At 69.6% G+C, this 22,125-nt stretch carries 24 protein-coding genes; 17 read left to right on the forward strand and 7 right to left on the reverse strand.

What is annotated here, in order from left to right:
• The first annotated feature begins 53 nt into the window (after positions 1–53).
• The gene (gene fxsT / locus AW274_RS13685; RefSeq protein ID WP_062431360.1) at positions 54–2,582 is read left to right on the forward strand and encodes an FxSxx-COOH system tetratricopeptide repeat protein; all 2,529 of its coding nucleotides are present in this window, start codon (positions 54–56) and stop codon (positions 2,580–2,582) included.
• Here fxsT and AW274_RS13690 read toward each other — a convergent pair.
• A complete protein-coding gene (locus AW274_RS13690; RefSeq protein ID WP_062431361.1) occupies positions 2,571–3,842 on the reverse strand; it encodes an aKG-HExxH-type peptide beta-hydroxylase in 1,272 nt (423 codons plus the stop codon). The genes fxsT and AW274_RS13690 overlap by 12 nt on opposite strands.
• The gene (locus tag AW274_RS13695) at positions 3,839–5,086 is read right to left on the reverse strand and encodes an FxsB family cyclophane-forming radical SAM/SPASM peptide maturase (protein WP_439648768.1); all 1,248 of its coding nucleotides are present in this window, start codon (positions 5,084–5,086) and stop codon (positions 3,839–3,841) included. The genes AW274_RS13690 and AW274_RS13695 overlap by 4 nt, the downstream gene beginning before the upstream one ends.
• A 222-nt stretch (positions 5,087–5,308) precedes the next feature.
• Between AW274_RS13695 and AW274_RS13700 the strand changes: the two genes are divergently transcribed.
• A complete protein-coding gene (locus tag AW274_RS13700) occupies positions 5,309–5,632 on the forward strand; it encodes a hypothetical protein (protein WP_062431362.1) in 324 nt (107 codons plus the stop codon).
• Here the strand turns inward: AW274_RS13700 and AW274_RS13705 are convergent.
• Positions 5,629–5,979, reverse strand: coding sequence for a nuclear transport factor 2 family protein (locus AW274_RS13705; protein WP_062431363.1), 351 nt, complete (start codon positions 5,977–5,979; stop codon positions 5,629–5,631). The genes AW274_RS13700 and AW274_RS13705 overlap by 4 nt on opposite strands.
• A gap of 47 nt (positions 5,980–6,026) precedes the next feature.
• Between AW274_RS13705 and sigJ the strand changes: the two genes are divergently transcribed.
• The 6 genes from sigJ (at position 6,027) to AW274_RS13735 (ending at position 10,979) form a co-directional block, all read left to right on the forward strand.
• Positions 6,027–6,830, forward strand: coding sequence for an RNA polymerase sigma factor SigJ (gene sigJ, locus AW274_RS13710; protein ID WP_269750562.1), 804 nt, complete (start codon positions 6,027–6,029; stop codon positions 6,828–6,830).
• On the forward strand, positions 6,827–7,264 hold the full coding sequence (locus AW274_RS13715; RefSeq protein ID WP_062431365.1) for a carboxymuconolactone decarboxylase family protein: 438 nt from the start codon (positions 6,827–6,829) through the stop codon (positions 7,262–7,264). Before sigJ ends, AW274_RS13715 begins: the two co-directional genes overlap by 4 nt.
• Before the next feature lie 92 nt (positions 7,265–7,356).
• Complete coding sequence (locus AW274_RS13720; RefSeq protein WP_062431366.1) at positions 7,357–8,445, forward strand: hypothetical protein; 1,089 nt, start codon at positions 7,357–7,359, stop codon at positions 8,443–8,445.
• Positions 8,446–8,506: 61 nt separating this feature from the next.
• On the forward strand, positions 8,507–9,505 hold the full coding sequence (locus tag AW274_RS13725) for an energy-coupling factor ABC transporter permease (RefSeq protein ID WP_062431367.1): 999 nt from the start codon (positions 8,507–8,509) through the stop codon (positions 9,503–9,505).
• Positions 9,502–10,239 carry a cobalt ECF transporter T component CbiQ gene (gene cbiQ / locus AW274_RS13730; RefSeq protein ID WP_062431368.1) on the forward strand — a complete coding sequence of 246 codons (738 nt, stop codon included), beginning with the start codon at positions 9,502–9,504 and terminating at the stop codon, positions 10,237–10,239. The genes AW274_RS13725 and cbiQ overlap by 4 nt, the downstream gene beginning before the upstream one ends.
• Positions 10,236–10,979, forward strand: a complete 744-nt coding sequence (locus tag AW274_RS13735) for an energy-coupling factor ABC transporter ATP-binding protein (RefSeq protein ID WP_062431369.1) — start codon at positions 10,236–10,238, stop codon at positions 10,977–10,979. The genes cbiQ and AW274_RS13735 overlap by 4 nt, the downstream gene beginning before the upstream one ends.
• On the opposite strand, the gene AW274_RS13740 is transcribed toward AW274_RS13735, so the two are convergent.
• On the reverse strand, positions 10,957–11,955 hold the full coding sequence (locus tag AW274_RS13740) for a potassium channel family protein (RefSeq protein WP_062431370.1): 999 nt from the start codon (positions 11,953–11,955) through the stop codon (positions 10,957–10,959). The genes AW274_RS13735 and AW274_RS13740 overlap by 23 nt on opposite strands.
• A gap of 76 nt (positions 11,956–12,031) precedes the next feature.
• Between AW274_RS13740 and AW274_RS13745 the strand changes: the two genes are divergently transcribed.
• From AW274_RS13745 to AW274_RS13765, 5 genes are read left to right on the forward strand one after another with little or no spacing between them, the layout of a single operon-like run.
• Positions 12,032–12,376 (forward strand): STAS domain-containing protein, encoded by a 345-nt coding sequence (locus AW274_RS13745; RefSeq protein WP_030451563.1) that lies wholly within the window; start codon positions 12,032–12,034, stop codon positions 12,374–12,376.
• 33 nt (positions 12,377–12,409) lie between these two features.
• The gene (locus AW274_RS13750; RefSeq protein ID WP_062431371.1) at positions 12,410–13,183 is read left to right on the forward strand and encodes an SDR family NAD(P)-dependent oxidoreductase; all 774 of its coding nucleotides are present in this window, start codon (positions 12,410–12,412) and stop codon (positions 13,181–13,183) included.
• An 11-nt stretch (positions 13,184–13,194) separates the two neighbouring features.
• Positions 13,195–13,959: a crotonase/enoyl-CoA hydratase family protein gene (locus tag AW274_RS13755; protein ID WP_062431372.1), complete on the forward strand. Its 765-nt coding sequence runs from the start codon at positions 13,195–13,197 to the stop codon at positions 13,957–13,959.
• 55 nt (positions 13,960–14,014) lie between these two features.
• Complete coding sequence (locus AW274_RS13760; RefSeq protein ID WP_083974130.1) at positions 14,015–14,647, forward strand: rhomboid family protein; 633 nt, start codon at positions 14,015–14,017, stop codon at positions 14,645–14,647.
• Positions 14,648–14,707: 60 nt separating this feature from the next.
• Positions 14,708–15,118: a BlaI/MecI/CopY family transcriptional regulator gene (locus AW274_RS13765; RefSeq protein ID WP_062431373.1), complete on the forward strand. Its 411-nt coding sequence runs from the start codon at positions 14,708–14,710 to the stop codon at positions 15,116–15,118.
• Here AW274_RS13765 and AW274_RS13770 read toward each other — a convergent pair.
• Positions 15,115–15,960: an SDR family NAD(P)-dependent oxidoreductase gene (locus AW274_RS13770; RefSeq protein ID WP_062431374.1), complete on the reverse strand. Its 846-nt coding sequence runs from the start codon at positions 15,958–15,960 to the stop codon at positions 15,115–15,117. The genes AW274_RS13765 and AW274_RS13770 overlap by 4 nt on opposite strands.
• Before the next feature lie 84 nt (positions 15,961–16,044).
• On the opposite strand from AW274_RS13770, the gene AW274_RS13775 reads away from it, so the two are divergent.
• Positions 16,045–16,632 carry a TetR/AcrR family transcriptional regulator gene (locus AW274_RS13775; protein ID WP_062431375.1) on the forward strand — a complete coding sequence of 196 codons (588 nt, stop codon included), beginning with the start codon at positions 16,045–16,047 and terminating at the stop codon, positions 16,630–16,632.
• Here AW274_RS13775 and serC read toward each other — a convergent pair.
• Together serC and AW274_RS13785 are read right to left on the reverse strand one after the other, a co-directional pair.
• A complete protein-coding gene (gene serC, locus AW274_RS13780) occupies positions 16,629–17,741 on the reverse strand; it encodes a phosphoserine transaminase (protein WP_062431376.1) in 1,113 nt (370 codons plus the stop codon). The two genes, AW274_RS13775 and serC, sit on opposite strands and share 4 nt — an antisense overlap.
• A gap of 164 nt (positions 17,742–17,905) precedes the next feature.
• Positions 17,906–19,009, reverse strand: coding sequence for a citrate synthase 2 (locus tag AW274_RS13785; RefSeq protein ID WP_062431377.1), 1,104 nt, complete (start codon positions 19,007–19,009; stop codon positions 17,906–17,908).
• Positions 19,010–19,180: 171 nt separating this feature from the next.
• Between AW274_RS13785 and pdxH the strand changes: the two genes are divergently transcribed.
• From pdxH to AW274_RS13800, 3 genes are all read left to right on the forward strand, one after another.
• A complete protein-coding gene (gene pdxH, locus AW274_RS13790; RefSeq protein ID WP_062431378.1) occupies positions 19,181–19,819 on the forward strand; it encodes a pyridoxamine 5'-phosphate oxidase in 639 nt (212 codons plus the stop codon).
• Positions 19,820–20,036: 217 nt separating this feature from the next.
• Entirely contained in the window at positions 20,037–21,275 is a 1,239-nt protein-coding gene (locus AW274_RS13795) for an MFS transporter (RefSeq protein ID WP_062431379.1), read from the forward strand.
• 113 nt (positions 21,276–21,388) lie between these two features.
• A complete protein-coding gene (locus AW274_RS13800; protein WP_030451552.1) occupies positions 21,389–22,087 on the forward strand; it encodes an iron-dependent transcriptional repressor DtxR in 699 nt (232 codons plus the stop codon).
• The last annotated feature ends 38 nt before the right edge of the window (positions 22,088–22,125 follow it).

Consider the following 22,125-nt stretch of genomic DNA (forward strand, 5'->3'; position numbering starts at 1 on the left):
AACAGGCTCTGGCGCGAAGCAAGTAATCTTTTCATGGAAGCAGCGGAGGTCTGATGGTCGCCGAATCCTCCTCGCTAGCGACGCATTCAATCGGGGACAAGCAACCGGAGATCTTCGAGCGGGTCCCACCCCAGAACCGGAACTTCACCGGCCGGGAGAGCCTGCTGCGCCAGCTACGCGAGGGCACTCGGTCGGTGACCGCCGTCATCCCACTGCCCCAGGCGCTGCAGGGGTACGGCGGTGTCGGCAAGACTCACCTGGCCATCGAGTACGCCTACCGCTACCGCCAGCACTACGACCTGATCTGGTGGATCCCGGCCGACCAGTACTACCTGGTCTCCTCCGCCCTGGCGGCGATGGCTCCTCATCTGGGGCTCACCCCCGCATCGGTCGTGGGCGTGGAGGAGGCGGCCGACGCCGTGCGTGAGGCGCTGGAGAACGGCACTCCGTACAACAACTGGCTGCTGATCTTCGACAACGCGGAAGACGCGCGGATCGAGAAGTTCATCCCCCGTGGGCCCGGCCATGTGATCATCACCTCGCGCGACCCGAACTGGGACGACCAGTTCCGGTCCCTGCAGGTCGACGTGTTCTCCCGGGAGGAGAGCATCGAGTTCCTGACGAAGAGGCTGGGGTCACGCATCAAGGAGGACGAGGCGTTTCGGCTGGCCGACAAGCTGGGCGATCTGCCGCTGGCGCTCGAGCAGGTCGGCGCGTTGCAGCGGCGCAGCACCATGACGGTCGACGACTACATCGAGCTCCTCGACAAGCAGACGGCGCGACTGCTCGACACCGACCGGGCCAAGGACTACCCGCTGACGATGACGGCGGCCTGGCGGGTGTCGATGGCGCTGCTGGAAGAACGCCTCCAGATCGCGCTCAACCTGTTGCGATGCTGCGCCTTCTTCGGGCCCGACCCCATCCCCCTCGACGTGTTCCGGCGCGGTAACAAGGCCAAGGCCCCGAGCCTGGAGAAACTGCTGGCCGACCCGATCATGTTCGACAAGTCGGTGAAGGAGCTCAGCCGCTACGCGCTGATCCGGAGCGACCCCGACAACCGGACGATCCAGGTCCACCGGCTGATTCAGGCTCTGCTTCGGGCCGACCTCGACGACGAGCGGCAGAAGCGGCATCGTGAAGAGGTCCACCGCCTGCTCGCGGGAAGCGCGCCGCAGGCGCCCGACGACAACTCCAAATGGGGAGACTTCGCCGATCTGGTGCCCCACGTCGGCCCTTCACAACTGCTGGGGTCCTCGGAGCCCGAAGTCCGGGAGTTCGCCCTCAACGTGGTCCGTTACCTCTACTCCTCCGGTAACTACCCGTCGGCGCTGGAGCTGGTCGACACCTTCATCACCGACTGGGGCAAATCCCGCGAGAACCACCCCGACGTCCTGCGGGCCCGCCGCCACCAGGCCAACATCCTGCGGCGCATGGGCGAGTACAGCAAGGTCTACGACCTCGACCGCGCCACTCTCGACGAGGTGATCGCCGAGTTCGGCGCGGAGCACCCCGAGACCCTGATCGCCACCAACGGCCTCGGGGGCAGCATGCGCGCCCGCGGTGACTTCCGGGCCGCACTCGAGCTCGACGAGGATTCGGTCGAACTGCACGAGCGCCTGCTCGGCGAAGACCACGTGCTCACCCTCCGGGCCAAGAACAGCCTCGCCCTCGACTACGGCCTCAACAGCAGATACGACCAGGCCAGGCAGCTCCATACCGAGGTCTACCTGGCTCAGAGTGAGGCGATCAACCCGGCCAGCGCCGAGATCGTGTTGCTCTCGCGCAACAGCATGGCCCGGGCCGTGCGGCTCACCAACGGCTTCGAGGAGGCCTGCGACACGGGGGAGGCCGCCCTGGCGTTCGGGGTCCAGAAGCTCGGCCGCGACCACTGGGCCACCCTGATCACCGCCAAAGACCTGTCGATCGCCCAACGGCGCGCGGGCGCCCTCAACGAGGCCATCGACAACGCCCGAGACACCCACACCCGGCTGGCCCGGCTCTTCGGCCCCCGCCACCCCGACACGATCGCGGCCGCCGTGAACGTCTCCAACGCCCTGCGCGTACGCGGCGACCTCGCCGAGGCGTACGAACTGGCCCAGGAGATGACCGTCACCTATCCGTCGGTCTACGGCGACGACCATCCGTTCACGCTCGCCTGCACCACCAACCTGGCGATCCTGCACCGCCTCCTCGGCAAGCCCGAAGAGGCGCGCCTCCTCAACGAGACCGCCCGCGAGAAGCTGACCAAGCGGCTCGGCCCCGACCACCACTACGTGCTCTCGTGCGCGGTGAACCTGGCCAGCGATCTGGCCGCCCTGGGCCGGATCGAGGAGGCGCGGGAGCAGGGTGAGGTCACGCTCGACCACCTCAGGCGCCTGTTCGGCCACGACCACTTCCTGGCCCTGGCCTGCACCGCCAACCTGGCTCTCGACCGGGCGGCCGTCGGCGCGCCCGACGCGGACGAACTCAAGGCCGAGGCGGCCGGCCTCTACCTGGAGCGGCTCGACCTCGGCCAGCCCGACGCGGTGACCGCCGCGTCGGGCGTCCGGATCGACTGCGACTTCGACCCGCTACCGATCTGACGACCCGTACCGGGCCTCCCAGGAGGCCCGGTGCCCGTCTGCCGCCTCCTTGCCGGCGGTCAGCGCCTCTTCGTCGAGCGTCTCGGCCAGCACCGAGCCGAGGCGGACGCGCATCCCCTCGACGAAGGTGATCCCGGCGGAGGTGAGGAGCCGCTCGTTCTCCAGTGTGTCGAGGACGAGCCGCACGCCCTCCCGCCACCGCGCGAGTTCGATGCGGCCGCGGACGCCTTCGTACGGATGCTGGCGCTGCCAGAACTCGGTGACCCCCAGGTAGGCGTAGGCGCCTTGGAGAAGGCCGTGGGCGGGACGGGGGTCGGGCCGCCAGGGGGCGTAGAAGGTGTCGGTGCGTTCGTAGCGCACCAGGGGCACCAGGTGCATGAGCGCGTCGAGCTTGGCGTGCTGGATCTCGTGGGCGAAGGTCTCGGCGAGCCAGGCGGGGGAGCCCTTCGGGGCCGACATGGCGATGGTGCCGAAGGTCTCCCTGGCCGAGGAACTGCTGACGCCCTCCGGCGGGGCCGCGATCGGGGTGAGGGCCCGCACGATCGCCACGACCTCCTCGGCGACGCCCGGATGGTTCTCGCGCAGGACGTGCCAGGCTTCGGGGAGCAGCGACCGCCAGGCGGGCAGGTCCTCGGGGGCGAGCCGGGGCGTCACGCGGCCCGGCTCCGGCCAGCGGTAGGGGTCGAGGTCGTCGAGGGTGACGGAGAAGCCGTCGTCGATGCGGATCCGGTGCAGGACCTGCCAGCCGGGAGCGTCGGCGGCCGGGTCGGCGGCGGCGCTCCAGTCGCCGGCGTGGATGACGCCGTCGGCCACTTCGACGTCCCCTGACGTCCCCGAGGGCGTCAGCCGGCCGAGACCCGGCAGCATGAGCCCGCCGTCGTCGTCGAGGAGCACCGTCAACCGGCACGACGCGCCGGAGAAGACGGCCGCCGCCAGGGCGACGGCCGCCAGCCGGCCGGGTCGTTCCGGGCCTCGTGTCCGCAGGGAGCGGAACGTCCGCCAGCCCCAGGCGCCGACGGCGGGGTGCTGCAGGATCCGGCCCACCGCGGCGGGGGCGTCGGCCTCCAACTGGAGCAGGGTGGTGTAGGCCGCGCCGGCCAGGGCGGCGTCGGCGTGACTCGACAACCGGGCCTCCTCGGCGACTCCCCGGAGCAGCCCGATGCGGCGGCGGACCTGTATGCCGTTGAGCTCTTCAGCCGCTTCCGCGTTGGCGGGTTCCTCGGCCAGCGCGCGGAAGGTCTTGTCAGAGACCGTATTCATACACGTCCCTTCAATCGGGCGGTGTCACGGGCGTGCCGATCGCTGATGTACGAGATCAGCCGGTAGAGGTCGGGACAGTAGACCGAAGGAGCGCGGAAGCCGGCGCCCGGGCGGAAACGATGGGCGTACAGTCCGCCGCCGCACACCTCCATCAGGTCGCAGGCGGTGCACTCCGGTCCGAGCGCGGCGGCGCCGAGTTGCCGTGCGACGATCGCGGGGAAGCCGAGGGCCGCGTCGAACGGGTGGTCCCGCACGTGCAGGCCGGTCGCCGAAGCGCCCTCATACGCCGATTTCAGGATGTCGGACTGTTCGATGTCGCCGTTCGTCTCCACGACCATCATCAATGAAGGCGACAACCCGACAGCCTCGGTCCGGGACGGGAAGCCGGAAAGCAGCCGGAGAATCTCGTGGAACAGCCTGATCTCGGTACGGAACGTCGCCGCTCCCCGCCACTCGTCGAATATCTCGATGAGCCAGTCGGCATAAGGCGTCAGCGGAGAAAGGGGCTCGCGTTCCGGGGGCGGCGCCGCCCAGTTGCCGTGGGGCAGCAGGAAATCGACGCTCGGCGGGTCGAATTCCAGCAATGCGCGATAGGTCTCCAAGGGGTTGTTTCTCAGGTCGATCGTGCACAGGATGCCGGCGAACAAATGGTGGAACGGGCCGTCGGTCAGCAGCCGCAGCGCCCGGCTCACCTGGCGGTGGCTGCCTCTCCCGTTCGCGAACAGCCGGGTTCTGTCGTGTGCCGCCGCCGTGCCGTCGAGGCTGACTCCGATGCGTATGTCCAGTTCATCGAAGAGCCTCAGGTAGGCCTCGTTCAGGCGGACCCCGTTGGTCTGCATGCTCACCCGTACGCGGGTGCCGACCTCCGAGCATTCCCCGCGGATGGTCCGCACGATATGCGAGAGGGATTCCGGCCCGGCGAGAAGCGGTTCCCCTCCGTGCAGGATGACGTCGACATCGGCCAGCCGGTGGGTGCGGGCGTGTTCCGCTATGCGGAATGCCGTGTGCTTCACGACGTCGGGCGGCATTTGGCGTGGCTGACCGCGCCAGCCCTGGTCGGCCATTTCATACACGTAGCAGCCCGGGCAGGCGAGATCGCATCGGCTGTGCACCTTCAGGATGAACTGCCGAAAGGGGGACGGCCGCCATCCCGTGGCCAGCAATTCCGCGACGTCGAGGTTTGCCGGAAATACGTTTTCGGGCAGCGGGGTCGTGAGTTCGTGGTTGTTCGCCAACCGGCACACCCTTCTTCGCGCCAACCCTATTTCGCCCTATTTTGAACTGATAGTCAATATTCGCTTCGCTACGTGACGGCCCGGGCACCGGGACCGCCGTTTCGGCCGATCAGATCACTGAGTGATGACCATCCGCAAATAAATCTACGTTTGCGCACGTCAAAGACATCTTGCATAGGAAAGTTTCCTAATAAATACTCCGCATGACGACCCTCATCCCCAGGAGGTCCCATGCTCCGCCGCGCCCTGACCTTCGTGGCCGCCGCCGCCCTCACCGCGACGACCGTCCTCACAACCCCAGCTCAGGCCGTCATCGTCAACCTCAACTTCGGCCCCCTCAGCATCGGCGAATACTGCACCGCCAAGATCCACCCGCAAGCCTGGCTTGGCCTCTACGAAGCGAGCGGCCTCAGGTGCTACACCCCCCAAGGCTCCGGCCTGATCTTCCGGGGAACCGGCGACCCCTACCTAGCCTGCAAGCACCTCACGACGGACGTCATCGCAAGCGCGACCAGGATCGCCGGTGACGGCCTCAGCTGCCAGGCCGTCCGCTAAGCCACGGGCGTGATCTGAAACACCGCGGCCCGCCAGTCCCCGGAAGCGTCGAGAACCATGGTCGTGGTCGCGTAGACGACCATCGTCCCCCGCGCCGAGTCGATTTCCACCCGCGCCGTGTGCACGACGGAGGTAGGACTCAGCTGCACCACCCGGTGCCCAGACTGCTCCGTCCGCGTGTACGGGTTCTCGTTCTCCGCGAAGGTCCGCAGAATCGTCTCCCGGTCCGTCTCCACCCCCCAGGGCGAGATCGCCACCGGCTCGTCGGTCAGGTACCCGTCGTAGAAGGCGGCGTCTCCCTCGCGGTTGGCCCGCCACGCCCGTTCGCTGAGTTCGATGAAGTCCATGTCACATCCCTGTGCCCTGCCTCGTCCTACTTAGCGTGGAACCGTATGTGGCAATCCGGCCAAGACTTGTCCGCTTGGCCTACGGCCTCCTCGGCGATCTCCAAGAGTCCGAGGACGTCGTCCAGGAGGCCTGGCTGCGCCTGAACCAGGCGGAGCCGCCGGACGACGTAGAGGCCTGGCTGGTCGTCACCGTCTCCAGGCTGGCCCTGGACGTCCTGAAATCGGCCAGGAAGCGCAGGGAGGAGTACGTGGGCCCCTGGCTCCCCGAGCCGGTGGTCGACGCCGACCCCGCCGACCGGGTCACGCTCGACGAGTCGCTCAGCATGGCCATGTTCGTGGTCCTCGAAAGCCTCAGCCCGGCCGAGCGCACGGCTTTCGTCCTCCACGACGTCTTCGGCGTGCCCTTCGACGAGGTGGCGAAGGCGGTGGGCCGGACGACCGCCGCCTGCCGTCAGCTCGCCGCCAGGGCTCGCAGGCACGTCCAGGACAAGGCCCCCCGGTTCGACGTCGACGTCGACGACCACAAGCGGGTGGTCGACGCGTTCGCGGCGGCGTGCGCGGGGAGGGATATCGAGGGGCTGCTCGCGGTGCTCGATCCCGATGTGGTCCTGCGCAGTGACGGGGGAGGGCTGGTCAAGGCCGCGCTGCGGCCCATTCGGGGGGCCGGCAAGGTCGCGCGGTTCCTGGTCGCCATCGTCAAGGACGGCGAATTCCGGCCGGCCGTGGTCAACGGGTCGCCGGGGCTGGTCCGGGACGATCCGCCGGCCGTCTACGGGCTGGCGGTCCAGAACGGACGAATCGTCGCGGTCGACGTCGTCCGCAATCCAGAGAAGCTGAGGAGTCTGCAATGAGGATGGACATCGGCGCTGTTGCGCCCGAGGCGTACAAGGCGATGCTGGGCGTGGAGCGCTACCTGCACTCCAGCGCTCTGCCGTCGCAGGTGCTGGAGCTGGTCAAGCTGCGGGCCAGTCAGATCAACGGGTGCGCCTACTGCGTGCACATGCACAGCTCCGACATGAAGAAGTCCGGGGAGCCCGACGAACGCATCTGGGGCGTGGCGGCCTGGCGGGAGACGCCGTCGTTCACCCCGGCCGAGCGGGCGGCCCTGGCGCTGACCGAGGAGGCGACCCGGCTCGCCGACTCCACCGGCGTCAGCGACGAGGCGTGGGGGGAGGCGGCGAAGTACTTCGACGACGCGCAGCTCGCGGCGCTCGTGGTGGCCATCGCCACCATCAACGCCTGGAACCGCGTCGCGGTCACCACCCACAAGGAACCAGGGGCCTGATCACCCACGTGGTGTGGCCCGGGACTAGACCTCGGGCCATATCCCCACGTCCTCGCCCGGGAAACCGTGCCGCGCTCACATAATGTCCAGCGATGAACGCGCAACGTCACCACCCATTTGACGTCAGCGTCGTCGTCTCGGCCGCCGGGTCCGTGCACCTGGACAGGTGGCTGACGCACGCGCTGGCTCTGCGGGCCTCCAAAGAGATCCTCGTGGCCGACTCGCGGCTCGCCCGGCTCTACGCGAGCCTCCACCGCGACGTCCACATCGTCGACCGTCCCGAGACCGCCCTCACGCGGGGGCGCTACACCTATTTCGCCGGCGACCATCCGCCGCCGCCGCTCGACCTCATGATCGAGACGGCCGACCGGACCGGCGCCGACCTGGTCGCCCTCGCGCCCGAGGCCAGCGACGACGCGCTGCTCGGCGACATCTACGACGACCTGTCGCTGGCCAAGCTGTTCCGGACCGGGTTCCGCGACCGCATTCCGTTCACCGACGCGGCCGACTTCGTCGTGCACGCCTACTGTCACGCCGAGCGGATCGCGACCGTGCGGGGGCGGCAGCAGAAGCGGCGGCACCACCCCGACCGGCTGGTGCGCCGGGTGCAGAGCCATCTGCCCAGCGGGGTGCTGCGCGACCATCTGATCGCCCGGCACATCGCCCGCGACGTGCTGCCCGACCTGGCCGAGCCCTTCCTCGGGGCCGACGCCGAGGCGCGCGACGCGATCGTCCGGTCGGTCGCGCACCGGTGCGCCGCCTGGGTCACCCCGGGGGTGCGGGCCCAGCTCGACGCCGCCGACCGGGCGCGGCTGGCCTCGTTGCAGGACCATCCCCGGCTCGAACGGCTGGCGCGCATCTCCGAGGCGCCGCTGCACCGGGCGCTCACGAACGTCGCCTGGGAGGGCGACCGGCTGCGCATCGAGTTCACCGCGGCCCTCGAAGGCTTCCCCGAAGCCGAGATAGGGCTGCTGCTGAAGGACGGCGACCCGCAGGACGTCTGGGACGTCTACGTCACCGCCGAATGCGACGGCATCGTGCGGCAGGCGCGGCTCGAAGGCGACCGCGACATCGCGCTGCCGGCCCGGTTCACCGACGACCTCGTGGCGCTGCCCTACCTGACCCAGACGGGCACCCTCAGCCTGCGGAAAGAGCGTCGCCTGATCCACACTTCCTCTTAATGCGAATGTTTCGCAACTGCTCTACCGTTGTGGAAAATTCGTACAAAAGTGGAGGAACGACGTGCACGTTCCAGATGGCTTCTTCACCGCCCCCGTCGCCATCGGCGCCGGTGTCGTGGCGGTGGCCGGAGTCGCCGTGGCCCTGCGGCGGGCCAAGACCGAGCTCGACGACCGGACCGCACCGATGGCGGGCCTGGTCGCGGCGTTCATCTTCGCCGTCCAGATGCTCAACTTCCCCATCGCGGCGGGCACGTCCGGGCACCTCCTCGGCGGCGCGCTCGCGGCGATACTCGTCGGGCCCTACACAGCGGTCCTCTGCGTGTCGGTCGTGCTCCTCGTCCAGGGCTTCTTCTTCGCCGACGGCGGGCTGACCGCGCTCGGGATCAACATCGTGCTGATGGCGATCATCCCCTCGGCGGTCGGCTGGGGCATCTTCCAGCTGGTCACCCGGGTGGCCAGGAACCGGGCCGCGGTCATCGCCGGGTCGTTCGTGGCGGCGCTGATCTCGGTGCCGATCGCCGCGCTGACCTTCGCGGTGCTCTTCACCATCGGCGGCACCGCGCCGATCGAGGCCGGCGCCGTGTTCGCCGCCATGGGCGGCGTCCACGTGCTCGTGGGCATCGGCGAGGGGCTGATCACCGCGGTCACCGTCAGCAGCGTCCTGGCGGTCCGTCCCGACCTCGTGTACGGCGCCCGTTTCCTCACCAAGCCCCTCGTGCTGAAGACCGCCGCGGGCGAGCAGGTCGTCGAGCCGGCCCGGCCCGAGACCACGCCCAAGCCGGTCCGCCCGTTCCTCATCGGCGGCGGCATCGTGGCCCTGCTGCTCGCGGGCGTCGTCAGCTTCTTCGCCTCCTCCTCGCCCGACGGCCTGGAGCGGGTCGCCGAGGACGAGGGCTTCCTCGGCGCGGCCACCGACCACTCGTTCGGCGGCTTCTTCCTGGCCGACTACGGCGACGTCGGCGGCATCCCGGTCGGTGTCGCCGGGATCATCGGCGTGGCGATCACGCTGCTGGTCGGCGGGGCCATCCTCTGGGCGGTCCGCCAGAAGAACGCGGCGTGAAAGGGCTCTACCGGCCGGGCGACTCACCGATCCACCGGCTGGCGCCGCAGTGCAAGCTGCTCGCCGTCGTGCTCTTCGCCGTGGTGGTGGTGGCGACGCCGCGAGAAAGGTTCCTGGCGTTTCTCCTGTACGCCCTGAGCCTCGCGGTCGTCGTCCTCCTCGCCAGGATCCCCCCGGGATACGTGCTGAAGCGCCTGGCGGTCGAGCTCCCGTTCGTGCTGTTCGCCGTGGCCATCCCGTTCATCGGGATGGGGGAGCGGGTCGAGGTGCTGGGCGTGCCGCTCAGCGTCGCCGGGCTCTGGGCGAGCTGGAACATCCTGGCCAAGGCCACCCTGGGGGTGGCGGCCTCGATCGTGCTGGCCGCCACCACCGAGCCGCGCGCCCTGCTCCTGGGCGCACAGCGCCTGCGGGTGCCCCAGCTGCTCATCCAGATCGCCACGTTCATGCTGCGCTACCTGGAGGTCATCCTCGACGAGATGCGCCGCATGCGGGTCGCCCGCGAGTCCCGGGGCTTCGCCGCCCGGGACTTCCGGCAGGCCCCCGTGCTGGCCAAGTCGGCGGGGGCGATGTTCATCCGGTCGTACGAACGCGGCGAGCGGGTGCACCTGGCCATGCTCAGCAGGGGGTACACGGGCGTCATGCCCGCGCTGGCCGACGGCCGGGCGCCGAAGGCGCAGTGGGCCATGGCCGCCGTCTTGCCCGTGGTGGCCTCGGCCGTACTGTTCGTGTCATGACCCTCGACGTCCGCGACCTGGCCTTCGCCTACCCCGACGGCACGCAGGCCCTCTTCGGGGTCACCCTCTCGATCGCCAAGGGCGAGCGGGTGGCCCTGCTGGGGCCCAACGGCGCCGGCAAGACCACGCTGGTCATGCACCTCAACGGCATCCTGACCGCCGGGCACGGCGAGGTGAGCGTGGCCGGGCTGCCGGTCCGCAAGGAGAACCTCAAAGAGGTGCGCAGGCGGGTCGGCCTGGTCTTCCAGGACCCCGACGACCAGCTCTTCATGCCCACCGTGCGCGAGGACGTCGCCTTCGGCCCGGCCAACATGGGCCTGCGCGGCGCCGAGCTCGACCAGGCGGTCGTCACGGCGCTGGAGAAGGTCGGCATGGCCGAGGTGATCGACCGGCCGCCCCACCACCTGTCGTTCGGCCAGCGCCGCCGGGTCGCGGTGGCGACCGTGCTGGCCATGGACCCCGAGATCCTGGTCTTGGACGAGCCCTCGTCCAACCTCGACCCGGCCAGCCGCCGGGAGCTCGCCGAGATCCTGCGCGGGCTCGACGTGACCGTCCTGATGGTCACCCACGACCTGCCCTACGCCCTGGAGCTCTGCGACCGCTCGGTGATCCTGTCGGGCGGGGTGATCGCGGCCGACGGGCCGACCCGCGAGATCCTGGCCGACGGCGACCTGCTCGCCGAGCACCGCCTGGAGCTGCCCTACGGCTTCGCCGTGCCTAGTCCTCCGGCACGTGGATGACGACGAGCCGGTCGGTGGCCTGCAGTGAGGGCACCTTCGCGTAGGGGATGACCCTGCCGTCGCGCACGACCGCCACGACCATGCCCTCGGCCTGGTCGCAGGTGCCGCCGACCTCGCCCGGCCTGACCGGGCGCTCGTAGAGGTCGAGGCCGGTGCCGTACATGAGGAAGTCGTCGATGATCGTGCTGACGGCGGGGCTCTGGGTGGCCACGCCGAGCATGCGCCCGGCCGCCTCCGACGAGGTGATCACGACGTCGGCGCCGCTGCTGCGCACGAGCGGGTCGTTCTCCGACTCCCTGACCGCCGCCACGATCGTGGCCTTCGGGTTGAGGCTGCGGGCGGTCAGCACGACCAGGGCGGTCGTGTCGTCGCGCTGGGTCGAGATGATCACCTCCTTGGCGGTCTCGATCCGGGCCCTCCTGAGCACGCTGCTGCGGGTGCCGTCGCCGACCACGCCCACGAAGCCGTCTTCGTTGGCCTCGTGGACGACGCCGCCGTTGGGGTCGATCACCACGATCGAGTCGCGGCTGCGGTCGTTGTCGAGGAGGGTGCGCACGGCGGCCCGGCCCTTGGTGCCGTAGCCGACCACGACGGTGTGCCCGGTCAACTTGGACCTCCAGCGGTTGGTGAGGAAATCTTCCCTGGTCCGCCGGGTGAGCACTTCGAGGGTGGTGCCGACGAGGATGACCAGGAACACGATCCGGAGCGGGGTCACCAGCACGATGTTGATCAACCGCGCCAGATCGGAGGTCGGGGTGATGTCGCCGTAGCCGGTCGTCGAGACGGTGACGGTGGCGTAGTAGAGCGCGTCGAGCAGCGACACCTTGCCGTCGTAGCTGTCCTTGTATCCGTCGAGGTCGGACGCGACCAGCAGAAACACGGCGCCGAGGGCCCCGAGGGCGTACCAGAGCCGGCGCAGGACCGCCCTCAGCGGGCTGACCTGTTCCTGGGGCAGCCGAATCCCGGCATCCGTCACAAGGCGATCTTACGGTTCAAGCACCTCACTCACGGTGATGCACCAGTAAAGTGGGCCTCGCGGAGGAGGTTCGACAATGAAACTGCGGCTTGCCCGGAGATCACTCTCCGGTGCCGTGGTGGTGGCCGTCGAGGGGGAACTCGACCTGTTCACCGCCCCCTTCCTGCGCGACGAGGTGCGCGACGCGATCAAACAGGACGGCGCCGTGCTGGTGCTCGACCTGACGTCGTTGTCGTTCATGGACTCCAGCGGCCTCAGCGTGCTCATCGAGGCGTGGCGGCTGGCGACCAGCGAGGGCGGCGGCGTGACCCTCGCCGCGCCGCAGGCGCCCGTGGCGCGAATTCTCCGTACGACCGGGCTCGACCGGCGGATCAAGGTCTATCCCGACGTCGACACCGCGATTTTGGGCCACCCCGAGTAGAACTTCATTCGGTTCTTTGGTTATGGTCCGCGTATGGACCTGAGGAACTGTGTAGCGATCATCTCCGGCGGGGCGAGCGGGCTCGGTGAGGGCACCGCCCGCGAGCTGGCCGGAATCGGCGCGACCGTCGTCATCGCCGACCTCAACGAGGAGCGCGGCAAGGCCCTGGCCGACGAGCTGGGCGGGCTGTTCGTCCGCACCGACGTCGCCGACGAGGCTTCCGTGCAGGCCGCCGTCGACGCGGCCGTCGCGGTGGGCAAGCCGCTGCGGGCGGTGGTCAACAGCGCCGGCATCGGCTGGGCCTCCCGCACGGTCAACCGTGACGGCTCGCCGCACGACCTGGCGTCGTACAAGAAGGTGATCGACGTCAACCTGATCGGGACCTTCAACCTCATGCGCATCGGCGCGGCGGCGATGGCGAAGACCGAGCCGGCCGACGCCGACAACGCGCGCGGCGTGGTGATCAACACCGCGTCGGTGGCGGGCATCGAAGGGCAGACCGGCCAGGTGGCCTACTCGGCGTCCAAGGGCGGCATCATCGGCATGACCCTCCCGGCGGCCCGCGACCTGGCCGCGATCGGGGTGCGGGTGCTGACGATCTGCCCCGGCATCATCGACACCCCGATCTACGGCTCCGGGCCCGAGTCCGAGGCGTTCAAGGCCCACCTGGCCGCGCCGGTGCCGTTCCCGAAGCGCATGGGCACCGCCGCCGAGTTCGCCCACCTGGTCCGCTCGCTGATCGAGAACGACTACATGAACGGCGAGGTCATCCGCTTCGACGGCGGCATCCGCTTCCAGCCCAAGTAAGGAGACTCGCCATGTCCGATGAAGTACTGGTCGAGGTCGACGGCAACGTGGCCGTCCTGACGATCAACCGGCCGAAGGCCAAGAACGCGGTCAACGGCGCGGTCGCCCAGGGCATCGCGGCCGCCGTCGACGAGCTCGACGCCCGCCCCGACGTGTCGGTCCTGGTCCTGGCCGGCGCGGGCGGCACGTTCTGCGCCGGAATGGACCTGAAGGGCTTCCTGACCGGCGACATGCCGTTCGTGCCCGACCGGGGGTTCGGCGGCCTGGCCGAGTCGCCGCCGAAGAAGCCGCTGATCGCGGCCGTCGAGGGCTACGCCCTGGCGGGCGGGTTCGAGCTGGCCCTGTCGTGCGACCTGATCGTGGCCGCCGAGTCGGCCAAGTTCGGGCTGCCCGAGCCCAAGCGCGGCCTGATCGCCGGCGCGGGCGGCGTGATGCGGCTGCCCCGCCGCATCCCCTACCACGTGGCCATGGAGATCGCCCTGACCGGCGACTTCTACCCGGCGCAGCGCCTCTACGAGCTGGGCCTGGTCAACCGGGTCGTCGCCGAGGGCGAGGCGGTCGCCGCGGCCAAGGAACTGGCCGGGAAGATCGCCCAGAACGCGCCGCTGTCGCTCGCGGGCACCAAGAGGATCGTCGTCGAGTCGGTCGACTGGCCGCTCGACGAGATGTTCGCCAGGCAGTCGGAGATCATGAACCCGATCTTCGGCTCGAAGGACGCCATGGAGGGCGCCGCCGCCTTCGCCGAGAAGAGGGCGCCGGTATGGCGGGGTGAATGATCGATCGCTTGGGGGGAACTCCGCGTTCATGACGAGAACTGCGTACCGTTATGGCATGAGCGACGAGACTCCCCCCACGACCGCCCAGAAGGTGCATGGCCTGCTGGCCGGGGTCTTCGGCGCCGTGTTGCTGATGGTGCTCGTGGTGGGGCTCATGTGGGCGCTGGAGGTCGTCGACTACGTCGGCGACGGCTGGCTCGACGACTACGGCATCGAGGCTCATGAGCCCGAGGGCCTGGCCCACATCTTCACCGCGCCGTTCCTGCACGTCGGATTCCCCCACCTGATGGCCAACTCGGTGCCGCTGCTGATCCTCGGCTCCCTGGCGGCCGTACGCGGCTTCGGCCGTTTCCTGGGCGCCAGCCTGATCATCATCGTGACCAGCGGCCTCGGGGTCTGGGTGGTGAGCGCGGCCGGGTCCAACACGCTGGGCGCCAGCGGGCTGGTCTTCGGCTACTTCGGCTACGTCGTGGCGCGCGGCCTGTTCGACTTCCGGCTGCTCGACATCGTGCTCGGGGTGATCGTCGCCGCGCTCTACTGGTCGATCCTGCTGGGCGCCCTGCCGGGCGAGACGGGCATCTCGTGGCAGGGCCACCTGTTCGGCTTGATCGGCGGCGTGGTGGCGGCGTGGGTGCTGCGCCGCAGGAAGCCGCCCGTTACCCGAGTCTCGACCGCGAGCATCGAATGAGCACGATCGGATCACTGTTCGCATGGCGCGACCTGCGAAGAGCCTGACAGAATCGATTTCGTGAACCTGGGGCCCCTGGAGCGCGCGATCATGGACGTTCTGTGGGACGCCAAGGAGTCGCTGCTCATCCGCGAAATACAGGCGCTGCTGAACCAGCGGGCCGAGAAACCGTGGGCGTACACGACCATCCAGACGGTCGCCGAACGGCTGGTGCGAAAACGGCTGCTGTTCCGCACCGCCGAACGCAAGGCGTTCCGCTACGGCGCCACGAAGTCGCGCGAGGAACACCTGACCGAGCTGATGCTGACGGCCCTCGCGGAGAGTCCTGACCGCTCTCCGGTGCTGTCGCGGTTCGCCCAGAGCGTCGACCTCGACGACGCCCTGCGCCTGCTCGACGAACTGGCCCGCCGCGCCGGCCGGTCCCCGGCGGAGCAACCGCCCGGCTGGGTCCCGCCGCCCTCCCTCGACTAGCCCGCCAGCAGCCGGCCGGTCTCCTCCCAGAGCCGGTCGGCCAGCACGGGGTCGACGGCGTACGCCGCCAGCTCGGGCCCGACCGGCACCTCCCGGTCGTCGGCGAAGTAGCGCCCCGTCACGCCGACGGGGCCGGTCGCGACCAGCAGAGACGTCGAGGCGCCCTGCTCCGGCGTCTTCCAGCCCGGCGGCACCGCGAGCGTGGCGCCGTGCTCGTCCTTGGCCCCGACGAATGCGAGCGCGGCCTCGTCGAGGTGGCGCTGGAGGTTGGTCATGATGCCGCCGGGGTGCACCGCGTTGACCGTGATCCCGTCGCCCTTCCACCGCTCGGCCGCCCCCACCGCGAACAGGATGTTGGCCGTCTTCGACTGGGCGTAGGCCTGCCAGGGGTCGTAGGGCCGCCGTTCGAAGTGCAGGTCGTCGAAGTGGACGGGCGACATCAGGTGGGCGGCCGAGGCGACCACGACGACCCGCGCGCTACCGGCGGCGGCCAGGGCGTCGTGCAGGCCGAGGGCCAGCGCGGCGTGGCCGACGTGGTTGGTGGCGAACTGCAGCTCCCACCCGTCGCCGGTGCGCGTCAGCTCCGGCAGGGCCATGATCCCGGCGTTGTTGACCAGGATGTCGAGCGGCCGGTCCCACGCTGCGGCGAACGCGCGGACGGTGGCGAGGTCGGCCAGGTCGAGCCGGGCCACCCCGACCCCGCCGCCGATCTCGGCGGCCGCCCGCCGCCCGCTTTCGAGGTCGCGGACGGCGAGGGTCACGTCGATCCCGGCGGCGGCCAGGCCACGCGCGGTCTCGTAGCCGATGCCGGAGGCCCCGCCGGTCACGATGGCAGACGTCATGGAGGTTCTCCTTCTGAGCAATAAATCCAACCGGATGGTTTATTTATATCTCAACCAACCGGTTGGATTACAATCGGGGGCGTGATGGTCTACGACTCCGCCGCGACCCGTGCCCGCCTGCTCGACGCCGCCTACGGCGAGTTCGTCGAACGCGGCCTCGCCGGGGCCCGGGTGGAGCGCATCGCGTCGGCCGCCTCGGCCAACAAGCAGGCCATCTACGCCTACTTCGGCTCGAAGGACGCGCTCTTCGACGCCGTCCTCGACGCCCGCTACCGCGTGCTGGCCGACCTGGTCCCGTTCACCCCCGGCGACCTGCCGGGCTACGCCGGCCGGCTGTTCGACCGGTTCGCCGAAGACCCGGGCCTGCTGCGGCTGACCCAGTGGAAGACCCTGGAGAAGCCCGACGCGTCCGAGGCCGAACTGGCCGCCCACCTCGGGAAGGCGGGGGAGCTCGCGGCCGCTCTCGGGGTCGGCGCGGAGCTCGGCATGGACGTCATGATGATCGCGCTGGCCGCCGCGCAGGCGTGGAGCCTCACCCCGCCCGCGATCCGCACCCTCGGCGGCCCCGCCGACGAGGGGAGACGGGAGCGCCACCGGGCGACGATGGTGGCGGCGGTCGACGGAATGACGAAGGCCGCGAGGTTGTCCTCGCGGCCTTCGGTTTCGAACTAGAGACGCTCGACGACGTAGTCGACGCAGACCGTCAGGGCCTCGACGTCGGCCGGGTCGATCGCCGGGAACATCGCGATGCGCAGCTGGTTGCGGCCGAGCTTGCGGTAGGGCTCGGTGTCGACGATGCCGTTGGCGCGCAGGGTCGCGGCGACCTTGGCGGCGTCGACGGAGTCGTCGAAGTCGATCGTGCCGACGACGCTGGAGCGCTGCGCCGGGTCGGCCACGAACGGGCTGGTGTAGGACGTCTTCTCGGCCCACTGGTAGAGCCGCGCGGCCGAGTCGGCGGTGCGCCCGGTCGTGAAGGCCAGGCCGCCGTTGCCGTTCATCCAGTCGAGCTGGTCGGCCAGCAGGAACAGGGTCGCCACCGCGGGGGTGTTGTACGTCTGGTCCTTGGACGAGTTGTCGATCGCCACCGGAAGGCTGAAGAACTCCGGCACGAAGCGGTCGGTCGCGGCGATCTCCTCGACCCGGGCCAGCGCGGCCGGGGAGAACAGGCCGATCCACAGGCCGCCGTCGGAGGCGAAGCTCTTCTGCGGCGCGAAGTAGTAGACGTCGGTCTGCGACACGTCGACCGGCAGGCCGCCGGCGCCCGAGGTCGCGTCGACCAGCACGAGCTGGCCGTCGGAGCCCACCCGCTGGATCGGCATCGCGACGCCGGTCGAGGTCTCGTTGTGGGTGAGCGCGTAGACGTCGACGCCCTCTTCCGCGACCGGCAGCGGGTGGGTGCCCGGGTCGGACTTGATCACCGACGGGTCGGCCAGCCACGGGGCCTTCTTGACGACGGCGCCGAACTTCGAGGAGAACTCACCGAAGTGCAGGTGCTGCGACTTCTCGCGGATCAGGCCGAAGGACGCGATGTCCCAGAACGCGGTGGTGCCGCCGTTGCCCAGGACGACCTGGTAGCCCTCCGGCAGCGAGAACAGGTCGGACAGGCCCGCGCGGACCCGGCCGACGAGGTTCTTGACCGGCTTCTGCCGGTGGGAGGTGCCCATGAGGCTCGCTCCGGAGGCCGCCAGGGCGGCCAGCTGCTCGGTGCGGACCTTGGAGGGCCCGCAGCCGAAGCGGCCGTCGGCGGGCTTGATGTCATTGGGGATCACGATGTCAGCCACGGGTCCCACATTAGTGAGGTCACGAAACGGTGTACGCGCCGGTCCAGCCTTTGAGATGGGAAATGAGACGCGAAACACCCTGTCCCGCCGGGGGAGCGGGCCGGTGGCAAAGAAACGAAAAGGCCCGCGTCCCGGACGGGACGCGAGCCTCACGAAAAGAAGGGTCAGACCGGGGTGATCTCGGAGGCGCCCGGCACCTCGTTGATCGAGCGGGACGCCGGTCCGGTGTAGGTCGCGCTGGGGCGGACGAGCCTGCCCGTGCGCTTCTGCTCCAGGATGTGCGCCGCCCACCCGGCGGTGCGGGCGCAGGTGAACATCGAGGTGAACATCGACGCGGGCACCTCGGCGAAGTCGAGGATCACCGCGGCCCAGTATTCGACGTTGGTGGCGAGCACCCGGTCGGGCTTGCGGGCGTGCAGCTCCTCGAGCGCGGCCGTCTCAAGTGCGGCCGCGACCTCGTAGCGGGGCGCGCCCAGCTCCTTGGCGGTCCGGCGGAGCACCCGCGCGCGCGGGTCTTCCGCCCGGTAGACACGGTGGCCGAAGCCCATCAGGCGCTGACCCGAGTCGAGCTCGTTCTGCACCCACTTGCGTGCGTCGCCGAGCTTCTCCACGCCTTCGATCATGTGCAGCACACGGGCCGGGGCGCCGCCGTGGAGCGGGCCCGACATGGCGCCGACGGCGCCCGACAACGAAGCGGCCACGTCGGCGCCCGTGGAGGCGATGACGCGGGCGGTGAACGTCGAGGCGTTCATGCCGTGCTCGGCGGCCGAGACCCAGTAGGCGTCGATGGCCTTCACGTGCTTCGGATCGGGCTCACCGCGCCAGCGGACCATGAACCGCTCGACGATGCTCTCGGCCTGGTCGACCCTCGACTGCGGCACCATCGGCTTGCCGAGGCCGCGGGCCGACTGGGCCACGAACGACAGTGCGGTCACCGACGCGCGCGCGAGGTCGTCGCGGGCCTGCGTGTCGGAGATGTCGAGCAGCGGGCGGAAGCCGAGAGCCGGGGCCAGCATGGCCAGCGCGCTCTGGACGTCGACCCGGATGTCACCGCTGTGGACTGGAACGGGGTACGGCTCAGCCGGGGGCAGCCCCGGCAAAAACTCGTTGTCGACCAGCAGGCCCCACACGTTCCCAAAGGGGACGCGGCCCACGAGTTCTTCGATGTCGACGCCCCGATACCGCAGGGCGCCCCCTTCTTTGTCCGGTTCCGCGATCTCCGTCTCGAAAGCTACGACGCCTTCGAGCCCGGGTTTGAAGTCGGACATTCCCGGCCGCCTCCCTCTCTTGTGAAGTCCAAAGCCTTGATGTCGAGATACCGGCGGGTCAATTTAACCCCCAGGGTTGTGGCGGGTCGCCTCCGGTCCCTCCCAAACGCCGTCGTCCCTGGTTAGGGCTGGTGTGTCCGACGTCTGTCAAGCGCGCAAGAATACCGTTCCGTGGACAGCGCATCGCACCTCGCCGGTCTCCGGCGCAACTACCAGGGCGACCCTCTGCTCGACGTGGCCGACGATCCGATGACGCAGTTCGCCGTCTGGTTCGACGACGCGGTGAGCGCCGAAGTTCCGGAACCCAATGCCATGGTGCTCGCGACGGCGTCGGCCGGGGGAAGACCCTCGGCCCGGACAGTTCTGCTGAAAGGCGCCGACGAGCAAGGTTTCACGTTCTTCACCAACTACGAGTCCCGCAAGGGACGCGACCTGGCCGAGAACCCCCGTGCTGCCCTCGTCTTCCCGTGGCATGCCATGAGCCGCCAGGTTCGCGTCGAGGGCCGCGTCCGGCGGCTGTCCCGCGAAGACACGGCGGCCTATTTCCAGTCGCGCCCCTACGGCTCCCGCATCGGCGCGTGGGCCTCCCGGCAGTCGGCGGTCGTCCGCAGCCGGGAGGACCTGGAGAACCGTTACAACGAACTCGCGGAGAGATGGCCCGAAGATCCTCCGGTGCCCGATTTCTGGGGCGGCTACGTCGTGATGCCGAGCGAGATCGAGTTCTGGCAGGGCGGGGGCGACCGCATGCACGACCGGCTCCGTTACCGCCGGGCCGGCGACGGGTGGACGGTGGAGCGCCTGGCGCCCTGAGCCGGTCGTCCACAGGCTCTACCCGCGCGGGTCGCCTAGCCGGTTGTCCACAGGGTGTGGGTGACGCGGCGCGATCGTCGGTTGTCCACAGGCGTGACCGGCGGCGGGGAAATCGTCGGTGGCGGGCGGGAGGATCGGCCCGCCCTCGTGGGCGGGCCTGTCACCAGGACGAACCCGGAAATAGGTGATATTTCTCCCATGAGTATGGTGTCCCCCCGTGAGCAAGGTGAGGGCGGCACTCGAACGGCACTTCGCGGACACCCGGCCGGTGGCCATCCCCGCGTACCGCAGGCTCCTCGCCGGTCAGGCCGTCGGGTTCATCGGGTTCCAGCTCACCGGGGTCGCCGTCGCGGCCGAGATCTACTCGATCACCAAGTCGTCGTTCTGGGTCGGCATGATGGGGCCGGTCGCCCTGGTCCCGCTGGTCGTCTTCGGCCTGTGGGGCGGCGCGGTCGCCGACGCGATGGACCGGCGCAAGCTGCTGCTGATCAGCTCCCTGTTCACCTGGGTGGCCACGATCGCGCTGCTGATCAACGCGCTCACCGCCAAGAGCGTGTGGGTGATCATGGCGGCGGTGTTCGTGCAGTCGAGCGGCTTCGCGGTCAGCTCGCCCACCCGGCAGGCCATCGTGCCCCGGCTGGTGCCGACCGACCTGGTGCCGGCCGCCAACACGCTCAGCTTCCTGTTCTCCAGCCTCGGCTCGGTGCTCGGCCCGCTCCTCGGCGGCGTGATCCTGGCTACCACCGACTTCTCGGCCGCCTACGCCATCGACGCGGTCCTTTTCACCGCCACCCTGTACGCCTCCTACCGGCTCCCCGCCCTGGAACCCCTCGGCGAGGTGACCGCGCCCGGACCCAGGGCCGTGGTCGAAGGACTGCGCTACATCATGACCAGCCCGATCGTGCTGATGAGCTTCGCCGTCGACATCGTGGCGATGGCCTTCGCCCTCCCGAGGGCGCTGTTCCCCCAGATGGCCGCCGAGCGCTTCGACGGCTCGGAGTTCGCCTTCGGCGCGCTGTCGGCCTCGATCGCCCTCGGCTCGGTCGTCGGCGGCGTCTTCTCCGGCTGGGTGGGGCGCGTACGCCGCCAGGGGGTGGCCCTGACCATAGTGATCGCCCTGTGGGGCCTCAGCGTGGCTCTGGCGGGCCTGGCCGAGCCCCTGTGGCTCTGCGTCGCCCTGCTGGCGGTGGGCGGCTTCGCCGACCTGGTCTCGGCGGTCTGGCGGCAGACCATCCTGCAGACGTACGCGCCGGACGAGATGCGCGGACGGCTCCAGGGCGTCTTCTTCGTCGTGGTGGCCGGCGGGCCGCGCCTGGGCGACCTGAGGGCGGGGGCCACCGCCTCGGCGTTCGGGCTGGTCCCGGCCTGGGTCGGCGGCGGTCTGCTGTGCGCGGTGAGCGTGTTCGCCGTGGGGCTGTCGGTGAAGTCGTTCCGCCATTACCGGGCCGGTTCCTAGCGTGGAAGCTTTTCGGTCTCCCGGCTGTTGCCCAAGGTGCTGTTCTGGACCAGTAAGGTCGGCGGGAACGCGCTTGCGGGTCGTAGCATCGAACAGGACCGGGAGGATTACCGTTGACCGCACACGGCCTGATCGACACCACGGAGATGTATCTCCGCACGATCTTCGAGCTCGAAGAGGAAGGGATCGTCCCGCTGCGCGCCCGGATCGCCGAGAGGCTGCAGCAGAGCGGTCCCACCGTGAGCCAGACCGTCGCCCGCATGGAGCGCGACGGGCTCGTCAAGGTGGAGGGCGACCGCCACCTGACCCTGAGCGAGGCGGGGCGCAAGCAGGCGATCCGCGTCATGCGCAAGCACCGTCTCGCCGAATGCCTGCTGATCCAGGTGATCGGCATGCCGTGGGAAGACGTCCACGTCGAGGCGTGCCGCTGGGAACACGTCATGTCGGAACAGGTCGAGGTTCGCCTGGTGGCGCTGCTCGGCAACCCGACCGTCTGCCCTCATGGGAACCCCATCCCGGGGCTCGAAGAACTGGGCGCGTCCGGTTTGACGGAAATTGAGCAGGTCTCGCCTATGGCCGACGTCGCGGGGCCCAGAGATATACCCGTTGTCGTGCGCCGAATTAGCGAACAAGTGCAAAGCGATCCCGCTGTGATGCTTAAACTCAAGCAAGTTGGGATACAACCCGGACGCGAGGTGACGCTCGCGGCGAGCGACGACGGTGTGCGGGTGACTGGTGACGAACAGGCTGACAACAACCTCGCGGAGCTCCCGCGCGATGTCGCAGCACACGTTTTCGTCTCCAAGCGCTGATCCCCACGGGTCCAGCTCTGTTCTCCTAGGAGTGGTCG

Source organism: Herbidospora daliensis (assembly GCF_001570585.1).
Taxonomy (GTDB): Bacteria; Actinomycetota; Actinomycetes; order Streptosporangiales; family Streptosporangiaceae; genus Herbidospora; species Herbidospora daliensis.